The sequence below is a fragment of the Streptomyces sp. R35 genome (assembly GCF_041053035.1).
Taxonomy (GTDB): Bacteria; Actinomycetota; Actinomycetes; order Streptomycetales; family Streptomycetaceae; genus Streptomyces; species Streptomyces lutosisoli.
This window is the reverse complement of the sequence record NZ_CP163440.1, coordinates 2,791,095-2,806,567: the sequence shown is the minus strand read 5'-3', so window position 1 is coordinate 2,806,567 and position 15,473 is coordinate 2,791,095. Positions and strand designations below refer to the sequence as shown.

At 68.9% G+C, this 15,473-nt stretch carries 13 protein-coding genes; 6 read left to right on the top strand and 7 right to left on the bottom strand.

What is annotated here, in order from left to right:
* Positions 1-162: 162 nt before the first annotated feature.
* From AB5J50_RS13040 to AB5J50_RS13030, 3 genes are all read left to right on the top strand, one after another.
* Positions 163-1,152, top strand: a complete 990-nt coding sequence (locus AB5J50_RS13040) for a TerC/Alx family metal homeostasis membrane protein (protein ID WP_327427886.1) — start codon at positions 163-165, stop codon at positions 1,150-1,152.
* Positions 1,153-1,280: 128 nt separating this feature from the next.
* A complete protein-coding gene (locus AB5J50_RS13035; protein WP_369257716.1) occupies positions 1,281-1,583 on the top strand; it encodes a hypothetical protein in 303 nt (100 codons plus the stop codon).
* A 96-nt stretch (positions 1,584-1,679) separates the two neighbouring features.
* Positions 1,680-2,780: a calcium:proton antiporter gene (locus AB5J50_RS13030; RefSeq protein ID WP_369257714.1), complete on the top strand. Its 1,101-nt coding sequence runs from the start codon at positions 1,680-1,682 to the stop codon at positions 2,778-2,780.
* A gap of 29 nt (positions 2,781-2,809) precedes the next feature.
* Here AB5J50_RS13030 and AB5J50_RS13025 read toward each other — a convergent pair whose 3' ends face one another.
* Together AB5J50_RS13025 and AB5J50_RS13020 are read right to left on the bottom strand one after the other, a co-directional pair.
* Positions 2,810-4,078 carry an MFS transporter gene (locus tag AB5J50_RS13025; RefSeq protein WP_369257712.1) on the bottom strand — a complete coding sequence of 423 codons (1,269 nt, stop codon included), beginning with the start codon at positions 4,076-4,078 and terminating at the stop codon, positions 2,810-2,812.
* 94 nt (positions 4,079-4,172) lie between these two features.
* Positions 4,173-5,219: a S66 peptidase family protein gene (locus tag AB5J50_RS13020; protein ID WP_369257710.1), complete on the bottom strand. Its 1,047-nt coding sequence runs from the start codon at positions 5,217-5,219 to the stop codon at positions 4,173-4,175.
* 101 nt (positions 5,220-5,320) lie between these two features.
* On the opposite strand from AB5J50_RS13020, the gene aroQ reads away from it, so the two are divergent.
* Entirely contained in the window at positions 5,321-5,794 is a 474-nt protein-coding gene (gene aroQ, locus AB5J50_RS13015; protein WP_369257708.1) for a type II 3-dehydroquinate dehydratase, read from the top strand.
* A gap of 100 nt (positions 5,795-5,894) precedes the next feature.
* Positions 5,895-7,670 (top strand): ankyrin repeat domain-containing protein, encoded by a 1,776-nt coding sequence (locus tag AB5J50_RS13010; protein WP_369257706.1) that lies wholly within the window; start codon positions 5,895-5,897, stop codon positions 7,668-7,670.
* Positions 7,671-7,694: 24 nt separating this feature from the next.
* Here the strand turns inward: AB5J50_RS13010 and AB5J50_RS13005 are convergent, their stop codons facing one another.
* The 5 genes from AB5J50_RS13005 to AB5J50_RS12985 all read right to left on the bottom strand — a co-directional run bounded on the left by AB5J50_RS13005 (position 7,695) and on the right by AB5J50_RS12985 (position 12,162).
* The gene (locus tag AB5J50_RS13005; protein WP_369257704.1) at positions 7,695-8,462 is read right to left on the bottom strand and encodes an amino acid ABC transporter ATP-binding protein; all 768 of its coding nucleotides are present in this window, start codon (positions 8,460-8,462) and stop codon (positions 7,695-7,697) included.
* Entirely contained in the window at positions 8,459-9,370 is a 912-nt protein-coding gene (locus tag AB5J50_RS13000) for an amino acid ABC transporter permease (RefSeq protein WP_369257702.1), read from the bottom strand. The genes AB5J50_RS13005 and AB5J50_RS13000 overlap by 4 nt, the downstream gene beginning before the upstream one ends.
* On the bottom strand, positions 9,367-10,251 hold the full coding sequence (locus AB5J50_RS12995) for an ABC transporter substrate-binding protein (protein ID WP_369257700.1): 885 nt from the start codon (positions 10,249-10,251) through the stop codon (positions 9,367-9,369). Before AB5J50_RS12995 ends, AB5J50_RS13000 begins: the two co-directional genes overlap by 4 nt.
* Positions 10,252-10,806: 555 nt before the next feature.
* Positions 10,807-11,463, bottom strand: a complete 657-nt coding sequence (locus AB5J50_RS12990; protein ID WP_369257698.1) for an MBL fold metallo-hydrolase — start codon at positions 11,461-11,463, stop codon at positions 10,807-10,809.
* 9 nt (positions 11,464-11,472) lie between these two features.
* On the bottom strand, positions 11,473-12,162 hold the full coding sequence (locus tag AB5J50_RS12985; RefSeq protein WP_327427876.1) for a maleylpyruvate isomerase family mycothiol-dependent enzyme: 690 nt from the start codon (positions 12,160-12,162) through the stop codon (positions 11,473-11,475).
* A gap of 223 nt (positions 12,163-12,385) precedes the next feature.
* Between AB5J50_RS12985 and uvrA the strand changes: the two genes are divergently transcribed.
* Positions 12,386-15,424: an excinuclease ABC subunit UvrA gene (gene uvrA / locus AB5J50_RS12980; RefSeq protein ID WP_369257696.1), complete on the top strand. Its 3,039-nt coding sequence runs from the start codon at positions 12,386-12,388 to the stop codon at positions 15,422-15,424.
* The last annotated feature ends 49 nt before the right edge of the window (positions 15,425-15,473 follow it).

Below are 15,473 nucleotides of genomic sequence, written 5' to 3'. Positions count from 1 at the left end.
ACTCTTTTCCGTACGGAGGGGAGTACTCCCTACCTGCTGCGGCGTACCCGTCAATACGGATCAGGCCAGATCCCGGGGCGTCGGCCCGTGAACGTCACGGGTGGAAGAGACCTCCGGTAGCGACGACGCTGAAATCTGCCGTTACGTACTGCCGGAGGCGCAGTGGATGTTTCCGTGACCCTTTGGGTCCTGACAATCGTGGGCCTCGCCGCCCTGATCGCGGTCGACTTCTTCATCGGCCGCAAGCCGCACGACGTATCCATCAAGGAAGCCGGAATCTGGACCATCGTCTGGATCGCCCTGGCCGGACTGTTCGGACTCGGACTGCTCATGTTCTCCGGCGGTGAGCCCGCCGGAGAGTTCTTCGCGGGCTTCATCACCGAGAAGTCCCTGAGCGTCGACAACCTCTTCGTCTTCGTCCTGATCATGGCGAAGTTCGCGGTGCCCTCGCAGTACCAGCAGCGGGTGCTCCTCGTCGGTGTGCTCATAGCCCTCGTCCTGCGCACGATATTCATCGCCGCGGGTGCCGCGATCATCGCGAGCTTCGCGTGGGTCTTCTACATCTTCGGCGCGTTCCTCATCTACACCGCCTGGAAGCTGATCCAGGAGGCCCGTGCCGACGACGAGGACGAAGAGTTCGAGGAGAACAAGCTGCTCAAGGCCGCCGAGCGACGCTTCGGCGTGGCCGACCGGTACCACGGCACCAGGCTGTGGATCGAGCAGAACGGCAAGCGCGTCATGACGCCGATGCTGGTCGTGATGCTGGCGATCGGCACCACCGACGTGCTCTTCGCGCTCGACTCGATCCCCGCGATCTTCGGTCTGACCCAGGACCCGTACATCGTCTTCACGGCCAACGCGTTCGCGCTGATGGGTCTGCGACAGCTGTACTTCCTCATCGGCGGCCTGCTCAGAAAGCTGGTCCACCTCAGCTACGGCCTGTCGGTCATCCTCGGCTTCATCGGCATCAAGCTGGTGCTGCACGCGCTGCACGAGTCCGGCGTCCATGTCCCCGAGATCTCCATACCGGTCTCACTCGGCGTGATCTGCGGCGTCCTGGTGGTCACCACGATCACCAGCCTGGTCGCCTCCAAGAAGCAGGCGGCGCTCGAAGAGGTCAAGAGCGCTCCGAAGGACAGCGTCGACGTCTGACCACGACGGACGTAGGAACAACCATCCCCGGGAGCGGTGCGCGGCGGATTGCCGACCCCCGCTCCCGGTGCTTGCTTGGATTCTGCGCGTTCCCGGCCCGGGGGCGCCCCGGCCGGGTGGAGGTACCCATGAAGTTCGTGCAGATCATCGAGTTCGAGACCGAGCGTATCGAGGAGATGCAGAAGCTGGCCGAGGATGCCGACAAGCGCATGGCCGGCCGCAGCGGTGGCCCCACGCACCGCCTCGTCCTGCACGACCGCAACAAGCCCAACCACTACCTCGTGGTGATCGAATTCGATTCGCACGAGGACGCCATGCGCAACAGCAACGACCCCGAGACGACGAAGATGGCGGAGCAGATGGCCGCGCTGTGTACCCGGCCACCGTCCTTCACCGACTGTGACGTACGGGAGATGAGCGAGCTGAAGTAGTGCGCCGGTGACCGAACGGGTTCCTTCAACGCAGTAGCGGAGTAGGCCCCGCGCCACCGGAGTGCGGGGCCCGTGTACGCCTGCGACGATCGCGGCATGATCGTTCGGCTCCGGTCACTCGCGACGCAGTGGACGTTCGTCGTGCCCGTGGTCGCGGTGGTCCTGCTGGCCTTCACCTGGGGACGTGACCTGCCCGGCGCCGTCGTCGTGCTGGTGACGCTGGTCCTTGCCGGGGCCGTGCTGGCCGCAGTCCATCACGCCGAGGTGGTCGCGCACCGGGTCGGCGAACCCTTCGGCTCACTCGTCCTCGCCGTCGCCGTCACGATCATCGAGGTCGCGCTGATCGTCGCCCTGATGGCGGACGGCGGCGACAAGAGCTCGACCCTGGCCCGCGACACGGTGTTCGCAGCCGTGATGATCACGTGCAACGGCATCGTCGGGCTGTGTCTGCTGGTCGCCTCGCTGCGTCACGGGCTGGCCGTCTTCAACGCGGAAGGAACCGGCGCCGCCCTCGCGACCGTCGCGACGCTCGCCACGCTCAGCCTGGTCTTCCCGACCTTCACCACCAGCAAGCCGGGCCCGGAGTTCTCCAGCTCCCAGCTCACCTTCGCCGCGCTCGCCTCGCTCATCCTGTACGGCCTCTTCGTGACGACCCAGACCGTGCGGCACCGGGACTACTTCCTGCCGATCACCCGGCAGGGCGAGGTGATCGACGCGGACGACCACGCCGACACCCCGTCCGGCCGCGAAGCCGGGATCAGCCTGGGGCTGCTCGGCCTGGCTCTCGTCGGCGTGGTCGGCCTCGCCAAGGGCGTATCGCCCACCATCGAGTCCGGGGTCGAGGCGGCCGGCATGCCGCACTCCGTGGTCGGTGTGATCATCGCGCTGCTCGTCCTCCTTCCCGAGACCATCGCAGCGGTGCGGTCGGCCCGCCGTGACCGGGTGCAGACCAGCCTGAACCTCGCCCTCGGCTCCGCGATGGCCAGCATCGGACTGACGATCCCCGCTGTCGCCCTGGCGACCATCTGGCTCTCCGGGCCACTCGTTCTCGGCCTCGGCTCCACGCAGATGGTGCTGCTCGCGCTGACCGTGGTGGTGAGCTCCCTGACGGTGGTTCCCGGGCGAGCGACCCCCCTCCAGGGAGGCGTCCACCTGGTCATCTTCGCGGCCTATCTGGAACTGGCGATCAACCCATGACGGGGTCGACCGACAAGGGCGCGGTCTTGTCACTCCGTCGCCGGTACGACCGCCAGCCGCGGCACCGGCCGGGTCTCCGGCAGCAGCGCGAAGCACCCAAGACTGAGCAGCGCGATCCCGGTCAGATACGCGGCCACGCCCCACGGGACGCGCTCTCCGCTCGCCACCGCCGTCGCCACGATCGGCGTGAGCGCGCCCCCAAGGACGCCGCCCAGGTTGTAACCCACCGCGGCGCCCGTGCAGCGCACCCTGGGCTCGTACAACTCCGGCAGATACGCGGCGATCACAGCGAACATCGTGACGAACGCGAGCAGCGCCACCAGGAAACCGAGGAACATCAGCAGGGGTTCGCCGGTCGACAGCAGCGCGACCATCGGGAACATCCACAGCGCGGCGCCCGCGCAGCCCGCGATGCACAGCGGCCGCCGCCCGTAACGGTCGCCCAGCAGGGCCACCAGGGGCGTCAGGGAGCCTTTCACCACCACGGCGGCCATGATGCAGGCCAGCATGACGGTACGGCTCACACCGAGCCGTTCGACGCCGTAGGCGAGCGCCCAGGTCGTCACCGCGTAGAACACGGCGTAGCCGACCGCGAGGCCGCCGGCCGTCAGCAGCACGAGCCGCCAGTGGTCGCGCACCACCTCGGCGAGCGGCACACGCGCGTGGTCCCGCATTTCCAGAAACCGCGGACTCTCCGCGAGCGAGCCGCGCAGCCACAGCCCCGCCACGGCGAGCACCCCCGCCGCCCAGAACGGCACTCGCCATCCCCACGCCGCGAACTGCGCGTCGGACAGTGTCGCCGACAGCACCAGCATCACGCCGTTGGCCAGTACGAACCCCAGCGAAGGGCCGATCTGCGGGAAGCTCGACCACAACCCGCGCCGCTCGGCGGGCGCGTGCTCCGCGGTCAGCAGCACCGCCCCGCCCCACTCCCCGCCGAGCCCGAGCCCCTGCAGAAAACGCAGCACAAGAAGGATCACGGGAGCGGACACGCCGATGCGGTCGTACGTCGGTACGAAGCCGACGGCGACGGTCGCCGCACCGGTCAGCAGCAGTGAGGCGACCATGACCGGCCGCCGCCCGCGCCGGTCCCCGATGTGCCCGAACAGCACCGATCCGAGCGGGCGTGCGACGAACCCGACGCCGAACGTCGCGAAGGCCGCCAGCGTTCCCGCCAGCGGTGAGAACGTCGGGAAGAACAGCGGGCCGAGGACCAGTGCGGCCGCGGTCCCGTAGACGAAGAAGTCGTAGAACTCGATGGCCGTCCCGGCAAGCGAGGCGGCCGCGAGCCGGAGCATGGAAGGCGCCCTTACGGTGCGTACGTCGTGCATGCCGCGTCAACTACCCACGGTGATCGGCGGTTACGGGGGGCGCGCGGGAGTGTGGTGTGGGTCAATAGGTGACTGCGATGCGCCGGGCTGGTCCGTCGACACGAATCGTGCCCCCATAGGGGATGACGAATTGGGGGTCGGTGTGTCCGAGGTCCACGTCGAAGACGATCGTCGTGCCGGGCGCGTAGGCACGCATGGCGCGGAGCACGGCCTCCCGCTGCTCGGCGGCGTAACTAGCACCCTCCTCCGGGCTGTTGGGGCGCTCGAAGGACCACGTCCTGGCACGGCCCATCAGCAGCGCGGAGAAGCGCTGGAGCAGTCCGCGCTCACCCATGTTCCGCAGCGTGCGGAAGACCTCGGGGGCACTCGGCATCTCCTCCGAGGTCTCCAGGAACAGCACTCCGCCGTCGTACTCGGTGAGGTCGTGGGAGATCTCGCGGTCGGCCATCAGCAGCCAGCCGACGATCTCCAGGCAGCCGCCCCAACTGCGGCCCTCGACCACCCGGTCGGCGTTCACCCAGGTCCATCCGGCGCCGGGCCGGGTCTCCGGTTCCGCGTCGAAGGTCGCCGGATCCGCCCAGTCGCGGCTGACGTCATTCCAGCGCTCGGCGGGCCTGAGCTCGTACTCGCCGGAGGTGAAGAGCGCCGCCCTGAGGGATTCGGCGGTGTGCGGGTTCATGGCAACCGGGCGGCCCAGCTCGCACATCACCGACGCACCGTGGTAGCCGACGATTCCGGCGTTGCGGAGAAAAGCCAGCAAGTTGGTGTTGTCGCTCATCCCGAAGAACGGCTTCGGATTCGCCCGGATCAACTCCCGGTCCAGCAGCGGCAGCACGGTGATCTGGTCCTCGCCGCCGATCGACGCGATGACTGCCTTGACCGTCGGATCCGCGAACGCCGCGTGGATGTCGTCGGCCCGTTCCTGCGGGGTCGAGCCCATTTTCCGGGTCGCCGGATACTCCACCGGTTCGAGGACGTACTCCTTGCGCAGCCGCTCCAGGCCCAGCTCGTACGGGAGCGGGAGGATCCCCGCCAGCCCTGAGGACGGCGAGATCACGGCTATCCGGTCGCCAGGGGAGGGCTTGGGAGGGTACGAAGGCGTCGTCATGACGGGAGGGTACGGGCCGTCACCACTCAGGTGCACCGTGATAAACCGGGTCTGAGCAGCGGTCCTCCACGGACCGGCAGACCTGAAGGACCGGAGGAACCGTGCCCCGCACCCTCGCCAACGCCCCGATCATGATCCTCAACGGGCCCAACCTGAACCTCCTCGGGCAGCGCCAGCCGGAGATCTACGGTTCGGACACGCTCGCGGACGTGGAGGCCCTGTGCGCCAAGGCGGCGGCCGCGCACGGCGGCACGGTCGACTTCCGGCAGTCCAACCACGAGGGCGAACTGGTGGAGTGGATCCACGAAGCGCGCCTGAACCACGCCGGAATCGTGATCAACCCGGCAGCCTACTCGCACACTTCTGTCGCGATCCTGGATGCGCTCAACACCTGTGACGGCCTTCCTGTGGTGGAGGTCCACATCTCCAACATCCACCAGCGCGAGGAGTTCCGGCACCACTCTTACGTCTCGCTCCGCGCCGACGGGGTCATCGCGGGCTGCGGTGTGCAGGGGTACGCCTTCGCGGTGGAGCGGGTCGCGACGCTGGCGGGGACGGGGCAGGCGGACGCCTGACCGCGAGGCGACGCCGTGCGGTGGGGGTGCGCGGCCGCTTGACGGAGGGTAATCGGACGGGCTGAGTCCGATTGTCAGTGGCGGGTGCCACGATCAATTCATGAATTTCTTCGAGGGATTGATCGCGCCCGACCCGCCCGACCCGGCCGACCCGCCCGACGAGCCGCAACCGGAGACGGAACACCGACTGGCCGCCTACCTGCCGGGCGCGGACGAGTCATTACCGCCCGCGAACTGGTTCGTGCCCGCCCAACTGCCGCAGGTCACCGAACTCGGCGCCGGCCCGGCCGCGCGCATCATGCTCACCGGCTGGCATGTGTGGCCCGGTTCGGTGACCTTCCGGCTGCGCATCTTCCTGAGGTCGATCCGCCAGGGCCGGCCGACGCACCCCATCCACTTCGGGCCGGGCCGACCCGGCACCGGCGCCCTGCGCTTCGGCCTGCTGCTCCCGGACGGGCGGCGGATCACCACACTCGACGGCCACCCGTGGCCCGCACCCACGGAGGGACCGCCACGGCCCACTCTGCGACTGCACGGTGGAAGCGGCGGCGGGTTCCACTACGAAATGGAGCTGCACCTGTCGCAGTTGCCCCCGGAGGGGCCCATGCAGCTGGTGGCCGAGTGGCCCGACCATGGCGTGCCCGAAACGCGTACGGAGATCGACGCGACGGCACTACGGGCCGCGGCCGCCGAGGCGGTGGCGATCTGGCCGGAGACCGAGCCCCCACCCTCCGAGGGGAAAGCCCGGCATACGGGCAGTTGCGCGAACCTCAGCTCGGGGCCCGGGGAGATCATGGCGGAGGGCATCGTCGGCCCCGCCGGACGGCGCGACAACCGGCCGGCCGCTCCGCCGCCGAACCCGGACCGCGATGACTGGGAGGCCATGGGGCACGAGGGATGGCAGGACATCGAACTCGTCAGAGCACGCCTCGCAGAGGGCGCCGACCCTCTGGAGGAACTCGACTCCTGGTCCGGCGAGACCCCACTGCACCACGCCGCGGAGCATGGCGCGCCCGAAGTCGTCGCCGAACTCCTGCGGCACGTCGAGGACGTGGACGTGGCGGGTCGCGAGGGATGCACCCCACTGTGGGAGGCGGTCTGCCACGGTGAGAGGGAGGCCGCGGAGCTGCTGCTCGCCGCGGGCGCGGACGCCTGGAGCCCGCAGATGGGCGGCCGGTCGCCGGGCCGTCTCGCCCTCACGACACAGCTGGCCCCGCTTTTCGAGGCGCTGCCGAACGCTGTGCCTCTGACTCCGGAGGAGCGCAAGGCGCAGGAGGATGCCGACCGCCGGGCCGAGGTCTTCCGCGACATGCACTTCGACGGCCGGTCGATCGCCTTCGTGGCGGGGATCGACGAGGAGACGGCGATACGCCGCCTGGGGGCCGACCCGGCTGCCACTGCCGTACTCGACCTCGACCGGGAGCCGGGTCCGTACGGGACCGGACCCCACGGGTTCGACCCCGGTGACCACGAGCTCTCCGGGCGCTTCGTGGGCGTGACCGGAGTACCTGGCGGATGCGTCCTGGTCCAACCGACCAACTACCGCCTGAACACCTCGGACGTTCTCAACGCCCTCTCACCCGGCACGACCGCCTACGGGCTCTACTTCAACGCCAAGGGAGGCACCTTCGGCGAGCTCTCGCGCGACGGGCACAGCGAGTTGAGCGAGGAGATCGGCCTTGTGTTCGGGGACGAGCCCGACCTCCACTGGCTGTACCGCTTCTGGCAGTGGGACAAGCCCTCCGGGATGTGGGGCGCCTACGAAGTGGCGTACGCGTCGCACATGGGCGGCATACGTGTCACCGACCGACGTGCGGTCGAGGGGCCGCCGCGGCGCTGGGCGGAGATACCCGAGGGCAGCGAACTGCTGGGCTGATCCGCGCCGCCGCCGAGGCGTCCGTCAGAGCCGACCCGCCTCCACGATCCGCCGCAGAAACTTCTGTGTCCGCTCCTGCTGAGGGTTGCCGAAGATGTCCTCGGCCGTGCCTCGCTCCAGGATCACACCACCGTCCAGGAAGCAGACCTGGTCCGCGACCTCGCGGGCGAAGCCCATCTCGTGCGTGGCGAGGACCATGGTCATTCCGTCGTCCTTCAAGTCCCGGACGACGTTGAGGACCTCGCCGACGAGTTCAGGGTCGAGGGCGGCGGTGATCTCGTCGAGGAGGAGCAGCCGGGGACGTACGGCCAGGGCGCGCACGATCGCGGCCCGTTGCTGCTGGCCGCCGCTGAGCCGGTCCGGGTACTCGCCCGCCTTGGCGCCGAGCCCGAGCCGATCGAGCAGCTCACGCGCGTGCGCCTCAGCCTCGGCGCGGTTCACGCCGTGCACGCGGCGCGGGGCGAGGGTGATGTTCTCCAGGACGGTCATGTGCGGAAAGAGGTTGTAGGCCTGGAAGACCACGCCGATCCGCCGGCGTACCGCGTCCTGGTCGACCCTCGGGTCGGTGATCTCCTCGCCGTCCAGCCAGATCGCACCGTCGTCGATCTCCTCCAGGAGGTTCGCGCAGCGCAACAGCGTCGACTTGCCGGAGCCGGAGGCGCCGATCAGCGTGGTCACCGTGTGCGGGGCGACTTCCAGGTCGACGTCCCGCAGCACGACCGAGTCGCCGAAGGTCTTGCGGACGGACTCCATCCGCAGCATGGGACCGCTGAGGTCGGGGTTCCGGCTCATACGACGCCTCCCTGGCTGCGACGCCGGTCCATACGCGCGGTCACCCAGTCGGTGAAGCGGGTCATGGGGATGGTCAGGGCCACGAACAGGAGCGCGGCGACGATGTACGCCGTGTAGTTGAGGCTCCGGCCCACGATGATGTCCGCGGAGCGCATCGCCTCGACCGCACCACCGATCGAGACGAGGCTGGTGTCCTTCTGCAGGGACACCATGTCGTTGAGGAGCGGCGGGACTTGGCGGCGTACGGCCTGCGGCAGTACCACGTGGCGCAACGTCTGCCGGGTGGTGAGGCCCAGTGAGCGTGCCGCGGCCCGTTGTGACGGATGCACGGATTCGATGCCGGCGCGGACGACTTCGGCGACGTACGCCGAATAGGTCAGTACGAGGCCCGTGCCGCCGAGCAGAACGGGGTCGTTGGTCACGCCCTGCAGCTGGAGCGCCGGGATACCGAACACGACGATCGACAGGCAGATGATCAGCGGCAGACCGCGGAAGAAGTCGGTGTACGCGGTGGCCAGGGCGCGCACCGGCCAGTACATGGGGCCTCGCAAGGTGCGGGCCACGGCTATCAGCGTGCCCAGCACCAGCACCACGACCCCGCACACCACGAACAGCCGGACGTTCAGCCACAGCCCTTCGAGCACCTTCGGGAAGGCCTCACGCGCGAACGACGCGCTGAAGAACGTCTCCTTGGTGCGCGGCCAGCCTGGCGCGTCGACGACGACGAGGTACAGGACCACGGCGGTGACGAGCGTGGAGAGCGCGGCCACTGCCGTCGAGCGGCGAGCACGGCTGCGCCGGTAGCGCTCACGCTCGATCCGCCGCTGCGACGGGACGTAGGCGTCGCCCCCACCGGGCATGTCCCCCTCGGCGGAGTCCTCGCCCGACTCCTCCTTCATGGCCGTCACTTGAGCACCGGAGCGTCGACGGCCTCGGACAGCCACTGCTTCTCGATCTTCGCGAGCGTGCCGTCCTCGCGCAGCGTGTCCACAGCCTTCGTCACGCAGGAGGTCAGCGCGCTGCCCTTGTCGAGGACGAGCCCGAACTGCTCGGGCGTACCACCCTGGTTCTCGAACTGCCCGACGATCTTCGCGTCGGTCACCTCGGCCGCGGTGATGTAGAAGGCGGTCGGCAGGTCGACCACGATGGCGTCGATCTGGCCGTTCTTCAGCGCGGACTTGGCCTGGTCGTTCTTCGCGTACGCGGCCGGCTGCTGGGTCGGCTTCACGACGTCGTTGATGTAGTTCAGGCTGGTGGTGCCGACCTGGGCGCCCAGCTTCAGGCTCTTGAGGTCCGCGATGCTCGTCGCCTTCGCGGCCTTGGAGCTCTTCAGCGCGATGACGGCCTGGCGCACGTCGTAGTAGCCGGACGAGAAGTCCACGGCCTTCTTGCGCTCGGTGCTGATCGACACCTGGTTGATGTCGAAGTCGAAGGACTTCGTGCCGGGCGCGAAGGCCTTGTTGAACGGGACGCTCTGCCAGACGACGTTGCTCTTGTCGTAACCGAGCTGCTCGGCCACGGCGTAGGCGACCGCCGACTCGAAGCCCTTGCCGTTGGCGGGCTTGTCGTCCTTGAACCACGGCTCGTACGCGGGCTCGTCGGTCGCGATCGTCAGCTTGCCGGAGGTCTGGGTGCTCAACTTGCCCTTGGCACAGGTCTCCCCGGTTGCCCCGGAGGCCTTGTCGGTCGCCTTCTCCTCCGGCTGCGGAGCACAGCCCACGGCGAGGGCGAGCAGGGCAACGGTGGTGGCGGACGCGGTGCGGCGCAGGGCGCGTTGGGCGAGATGCATGGCGGGAGAGTGACAGTCCACCATGCCGTTTGTCGAGGTCACAAGGGCAAATGTCCGCATAGTGGGAACGTGTGTTGCAGTCCCGTGAACGCTCGACGGGAAGCCCGGCCATGTGCTCGACGAGAACGCTGCCGGGGCCGCCGGCCGAGGGCGGGGATCGAAAGGCCGGCGGCCCGTCCGCGCAGGAGCCGTCATCCTGTGCGGGGCTGCTTTCAGTGGACTGCACCAGCGCCCGCGCCGGGAGCGCGCGCGTGACACCGGCGCGTGCGCTCGGTTCACACGGGGCGCGTGCTGCGTCATTCGCGCCGTCGTGCGTACGTGGGTTGCGTGGGGCGTGTACGAGGGACGTGCGCGAGTGAGGCGCACTCGGAGCGCACGACTACGGCTCGCGCGCGGGGAGCGTGCGCTGAAAGCTCGCGCTGGGCTCGCGCTCGCGATCATGCGCCGGGCGCTGTCACGGCAACGCGCCGGGCGCGCTCGTCGCAGCGTGCGGGGCGTGCGCTCACAAACACGCGCGGGGCGCGTGCTCGCGAACACGCGCCCCTGGGGTCGGACTCACCACCCCCGCGCGTGCCACTCCGGCAGATGCGGCCGCTCCGCGCCCAGCGTCGTGTCGTTGCCGTGGCCCGGGTAGACCCAGGTCTCGTCCGGCAGAACGCCGAAGATCTTGGTCTCGACGTCCTGGATGAGGCTGGCGAACGCCTTCGGGTCCTTGCGTGTGTTGCCCACACCACCTGGGAAGAGGCAGTCCCCTGTGAACACATGCGGGTGCCCGTGCGGGTCGTCGTAGACGAGAGCGATCGAGCCCGGCGTGTGCCCCACCAGATGGCGCGCGGTGAGTTCCACGCGCCCCACCCGGATCGTGTCGCCGTCGTCGACGAGGACGTCGGTCGGCACGGGGATGCCGACGGCGTCGTGCCGGCCCGCGTAGGTGCGCGCGCCCGTGGCCGCCACGACCTCCGCAAGCGCCTGCCAGTGGTCGCCGTGCTGATGGGTGGTCACGACGGACGCGATGCCGTCGTCACCGATCAGCGTGAGCAGCGTCGAGGCGTCGTTCGCCGCGTCGATCAGAAGCTGCTCGTCGGTGGCCCGGCAGCGCAGCAGATAGGCGTTGTTGTCCATCGGGCCGACGGCGACCTTGGAGATCATCAGGTTCTGCAGCTCATGCACATCGGCAGGTCCGCCGACCTTCACCGCTCCGCTGTACGTCATGACGGCAGCCTATAGCGGGGGCAGGCCGGGAAGCGGACCGCCGTCGACGCTCAGGCCGGCCCCGTCGCGGCGCCCCGCGAGCCAGCCGAGCAGCGCCGGGGAGGTTCCGGTCACGGTGACCTCGGGGCTGCCCTCCGTGACGCGGCCCGTGCTCCACGCGCGCGTGCCGTCGGTGACGCGTGTGGCAGGCACCTCGGGGTGTCCGCTGAAGCGGTCGGCGAGGAAGTCGATCTCCCGTGCCACGAACTCCTCCGGAAGATCTTCGAGCTCGTACCCGATCCCCAGATCCACGTGGTGCAGTTCGACCTCGATCCACCGCCGGAACGGCACTCGGGCCGCGGAGTCGGTGACCCCGTTGCGCAGCTCCACGGTGCGGGACCAGTCCGCGGGAGCGGCCCCCGCCTCCTGGAAGCGGGCCGCGCTCTCGCGCACGTCCGTGAGCTGTACGTCCAGGGCGCGCGGTGCGTCCCGCTCGATGTCGTTGTCCCGGGCGTCCCCGGAGGCGTACATGGGGCGCCCTTCGAGGACGTTCACGAGAGCGTCCGCGTTGCGGGCGAGGTGGGCGAGGACGTGGCCGCGGCTCCAGCCGGGAAGCCGTGACGGCTCGGCCACGGAAACGTTGTCCAGTTTGGCGGCTGCGCTGAGCAGCCGTTCGGTCGCGTCACGTACAGACGCCAGGTCGCGCACATGATCAATCATGAGGCCGACCCTAGCCCCGCCACACGTTTGGGTGAAGGTGGTCGACCACCACCCTAAATCGAATACGCGTGCTATAAGCTCGGGCGTGGCGTCGGGCATGCTGGAGGGCCCGGGATTGTTGTGAACCAGGGAAACCAACCGGCGCTGTCAGTGGCTCCCCCTAGTCTGAGAAAGACGGGGGCCTCGGCCCCTGTCACTTCTCTCAAGAAAGGTGCGGACCGGCGTGGCCGACCGTCTCATCGTCCGTGGAGCGCGCGAGCACAATCTCAAGAATGTCTCGCTCGACCTCCCGCGCGACTCGCTCATCGTCTTCACGGGCTTGTCGGGGTCGGGCAAGTCCTCGCTGGCCTTCGACACCATCTTCGCCGAGGGGCAGCGGCGCTACGTGGAGTCGCTCTCCTCGTACGCCCGGCAGTTCCTCGGCCAGATGGACAAGCCGGACGTGGACTTCATCGAAGGCCTCTCCCCGGCGGTCTCCATCGACCAGAAGTCGACCTCGCGCAACCCGCGCTCGACGGTCGGCACCATCACCGAGGTCTACGACTATCTGCGCCTGCTCTTCGCGCGCATCGGCAAGCCGCACTGTCCCGAGTGCGGCCGCCCCATCACGCGCCAGTCGCCGCAGGCCATCGTCGACAAGGTCCTGGAGCTGCCGGAGGGGAGCCGCTTCCAGGTCCTGTCGCCGCTGGTGCGCGAGCGCAAGGGAGAGTTCGTCGACCTCTTCGCCGATCTCCAGACCAAGGGGTACAGCAGGGCCCGGGTCGACGGCGAGACGATCCAGCTCACCGAGCCGCCCACGCTCAAGAAGCAGGAGAAGCACACCATCGAGGTGGTCGTCGACCGCCTCACGGTGAAGGACTCGGCCAAGCGCCGCCTCACCGACTCCGTGGAGACCGCCCTCGGCCTGTCCGGCGGCATGGTCGTGCTCGACTTCGTCGACCTCCCCGAGGACGACCCCGAGCGCGAGCGCATGTACTCGGAGCACCTGTACTGCCCGTACGACGACCTGTCCTTCGAAGAGCTGGAGCCCCGCTCCTTCTCCTTCAACTCGCCCTTCGGCGCCTGCCCCGAGTGCACCGGTATCGGTACGCGCATGGAGGTCGACCCGGAGCTGATCGTCCCGGACGAGGAGAAGTCGCTCGACGAGGGCGCCATCCACCCCTGGTCGCACGGGCACACCAAGGACTACTTCGGGCGGCTCGTCGGAGCCCTCGCCGACGCGTTGGGATTCCGAACCGACATCCCCTTCGCCGGTCTTCCGCAACGTGCCAAGAAGGCCCTGCTCTACGGGCACAAGACGCAGATCGAGGTCCGCTACCGAAACCGGTACGGACGCGAGCGCGTGTACACCACGCCCTTCGAAGGGGCCGTCCCCTTCGTCAAACGGCGGCACAGCGAGTCCGAGAGCGACGCGAGCCGCGAGCGCTTCGAGGGCTATATGCGCGAGGTGCCCTGCCCCACCTGTGAGGGCACGCGCCTGAAGCCGCTCGTCCTCGCGGTCACGGTCATGGAGAAGTCGATCGCCGAGGTCTCCGGGATGTCCATCAGCGACTGCGCGGACTTCCTGGGCGAGCTGAGGCTCAACGCCCGAGACAAGAAGATCGCCGAGCGCGTCCTGAAGGAGGTCAACGAACGGCTGCGCTTCCTGGTCGACGTCGGCCTCGACTACCTGTCGCTGAACCGCGCGGCCGGTACCCTCTCCGGCGGTGAGGCCCAGCGCATCCGGCTGGCCACCCAGATCGGCTCCGGACTCGTGGGCGTCCTGTACGTCCTCGACGAGCCCTCCATCGGTCTGCACCAGCGCGACAACCACCGACTGATCGAGACCCTGGTCCGGCTGCGCGACATGGGCAACACGCTCATCGTGGTGGAGCACGACGAGGACACCATCAAGGTCGCCGACTGGATCGTCGACATCGGCCCCGGCGCGGGCGAGCACGGCGGCAAGGTCGTGCACAGCGGCTCCCTGAAGGAGCTGCTCGTCAACGAGGAGTCGCAGACCGGCCAGTACCTGTCGGGCAAGAAGTCCATCCCGCTGCCCGACATCCGCCGCCCCCGGGACCCGTCCCGGCAGCTCACGGTGCACGGCGCCCGGGAGAACAACCTCCAGGACATCGACGTGTCCTTCCCGCTGGGCATCCTCACGGCCGTCACGGGCGTGTCGGGCTCCGGCAAGTCGACGCTGGTCAACGACATCCTGTACACGCACCTGGCCCGAGAGCTGAACGGCGCGAGAAGCGTCCCCGGCCGGCACACGCGCGTGGACGGCGACGACCTCGTCGACAAGGTCGTGCACGTCGACCAGTCGCCCATCGGCCGAACCCCCCGGTCCAACCCGGCCACGTACACCGGAGTCTTCGACCACGTCCGCAAGCTGTTCGCGGAGACGACCGAGGCGAAGGTCCGCGGCTATCTGCCCGGGCGCTTCTCCTTCAACGTCAAGGGCGGCCGCTGCGAGAACTGCTCCGGCGACGGCACCATCAAGATCGAGATGAACTTCCTCCCGGACGTGTACGTCCCGTGCGAGGTCTGCCACGGTGCGCGCTACAACCGGGAGACCCTGGAGGTCCACTACAAGGGCAAGTCCGTCGCCGACGTCCTGAACATGCCGATCGAGGAAGCCATGCACTTCTTCGAGGCCGTCCCGGCGATCGCCCGCCACCTCAACACGCTGAACGACGTCGGTCTCGGCTACGTCCGGCTCGGTCAGTCCGCGACCACCCTGTCCGGCGGCGAGGCCCAGCGTGTGAAGCTCGCCAGCGAACTGCAGAAGCGGTCCACCGGACGCACGGTCTACGTCCTCGACGAGCCGACCACCGGCCTTCACTTCGAGGACATCAGCAAGCTCCTCACCGTGCTCTCCGGACTGGTCGACAAGGGCAACACGGTCATCGTCATCGAGCACAACCTGGACGTCATCAAGACCGCCGACTGGCTCGTCGACATGGGCCCCGAGGGCGGCGCGGGCGGCGGTCTCGTGATCGCCGAGGGCACGCCGGAGGAGGTCGCCGGCGTTCCGGCCAGCCACACCGGAAAGTTCCTGCGCGAGGTCCTCAGCGCCGACCGGATCAGCGACGCCGCCCCGGTGAAGGCCGTGCGCAAGACCGCCGCCAAGAAGACGGTGGCGGCCAGGGCGACGGCGAAGAAGACGACCACGAAGACCGTCAACAACACGGCCACGAAGAAGGCGGCCGCGGCCACGAAGAAGACGGCCACCAAGAAGGCGACCCCCGCGAAGACCACGCGGGCTCGCAAGGCCTGACAAGTCCCCAAAAGTACGGCGCCCCGCGGGAACTCCCCGTGGGGCGCCG

Coding starts and splice junctions, on each gene's coding strand:
- AB5J50_RS12985 (WP_327427876.1), bottom strand. CDS start 12,162: ATGATTGATCATGTGCGCGACCTGGCGTCTGTACGTGACGCGACCGAA.
- AB5J50_RS12990 (WP_369257698.1), bottom strand. CDS start 11,463: ATGACGTACAGCGGAGCGGTGAAGGTCGGCGGACCTGCCGATGTGCAT.
- AB5J50_RS13010 (WP_369257706.1), top strand. CDS start 5,895: ATGAATTTCTTCGAGGGATTGATCGCGCCCGACCCGCCCGACCCGGCC.
- AB5J50_RS13005 (WP_369257704.1), bottom strand. CDS start 8,462: ATGAGCCGGAACCCCGACCTCAGCGGTCCCATGCTGCGGATGGAGTCC.
- AB5J50_RS13030 (WP_369257714.1), top strand. CDS start 1,680: ATGATCGTTCGGCTCCGGTCACTCGCGACGCAGTGGACGTTCGTCGTG.
- AB5J50_RS13035 (WP_369257716.1), top strand. CDS start 1,281: ATGAAGTTCGTGCAGATCATCGAGTTCGAGACCGAGCGTATCGAGGAG.
- AB5J50_RS13025 (WP_369257712.1), bottom strand. CDS start 4,078: ATGCTCCGGCTCGCGGCCGCCTCGCTTGCCGGGACGGCCATCGAGTTC.
- AB5J50_RS12995 (WP_369257700.1), bottom strand. CDS start 10,251: ATGCATCTCGCCCAACGCGCCCTGCGCCGCACCGCGTCCGCCACCACC.
- AB5J50_RS13020 (WP_369257710.1), bottom strand. CDS start 5,219: ATGACGACGCCTTCGTACCCTCCCAAGCCCTCCCCTGGCGACCGGATA.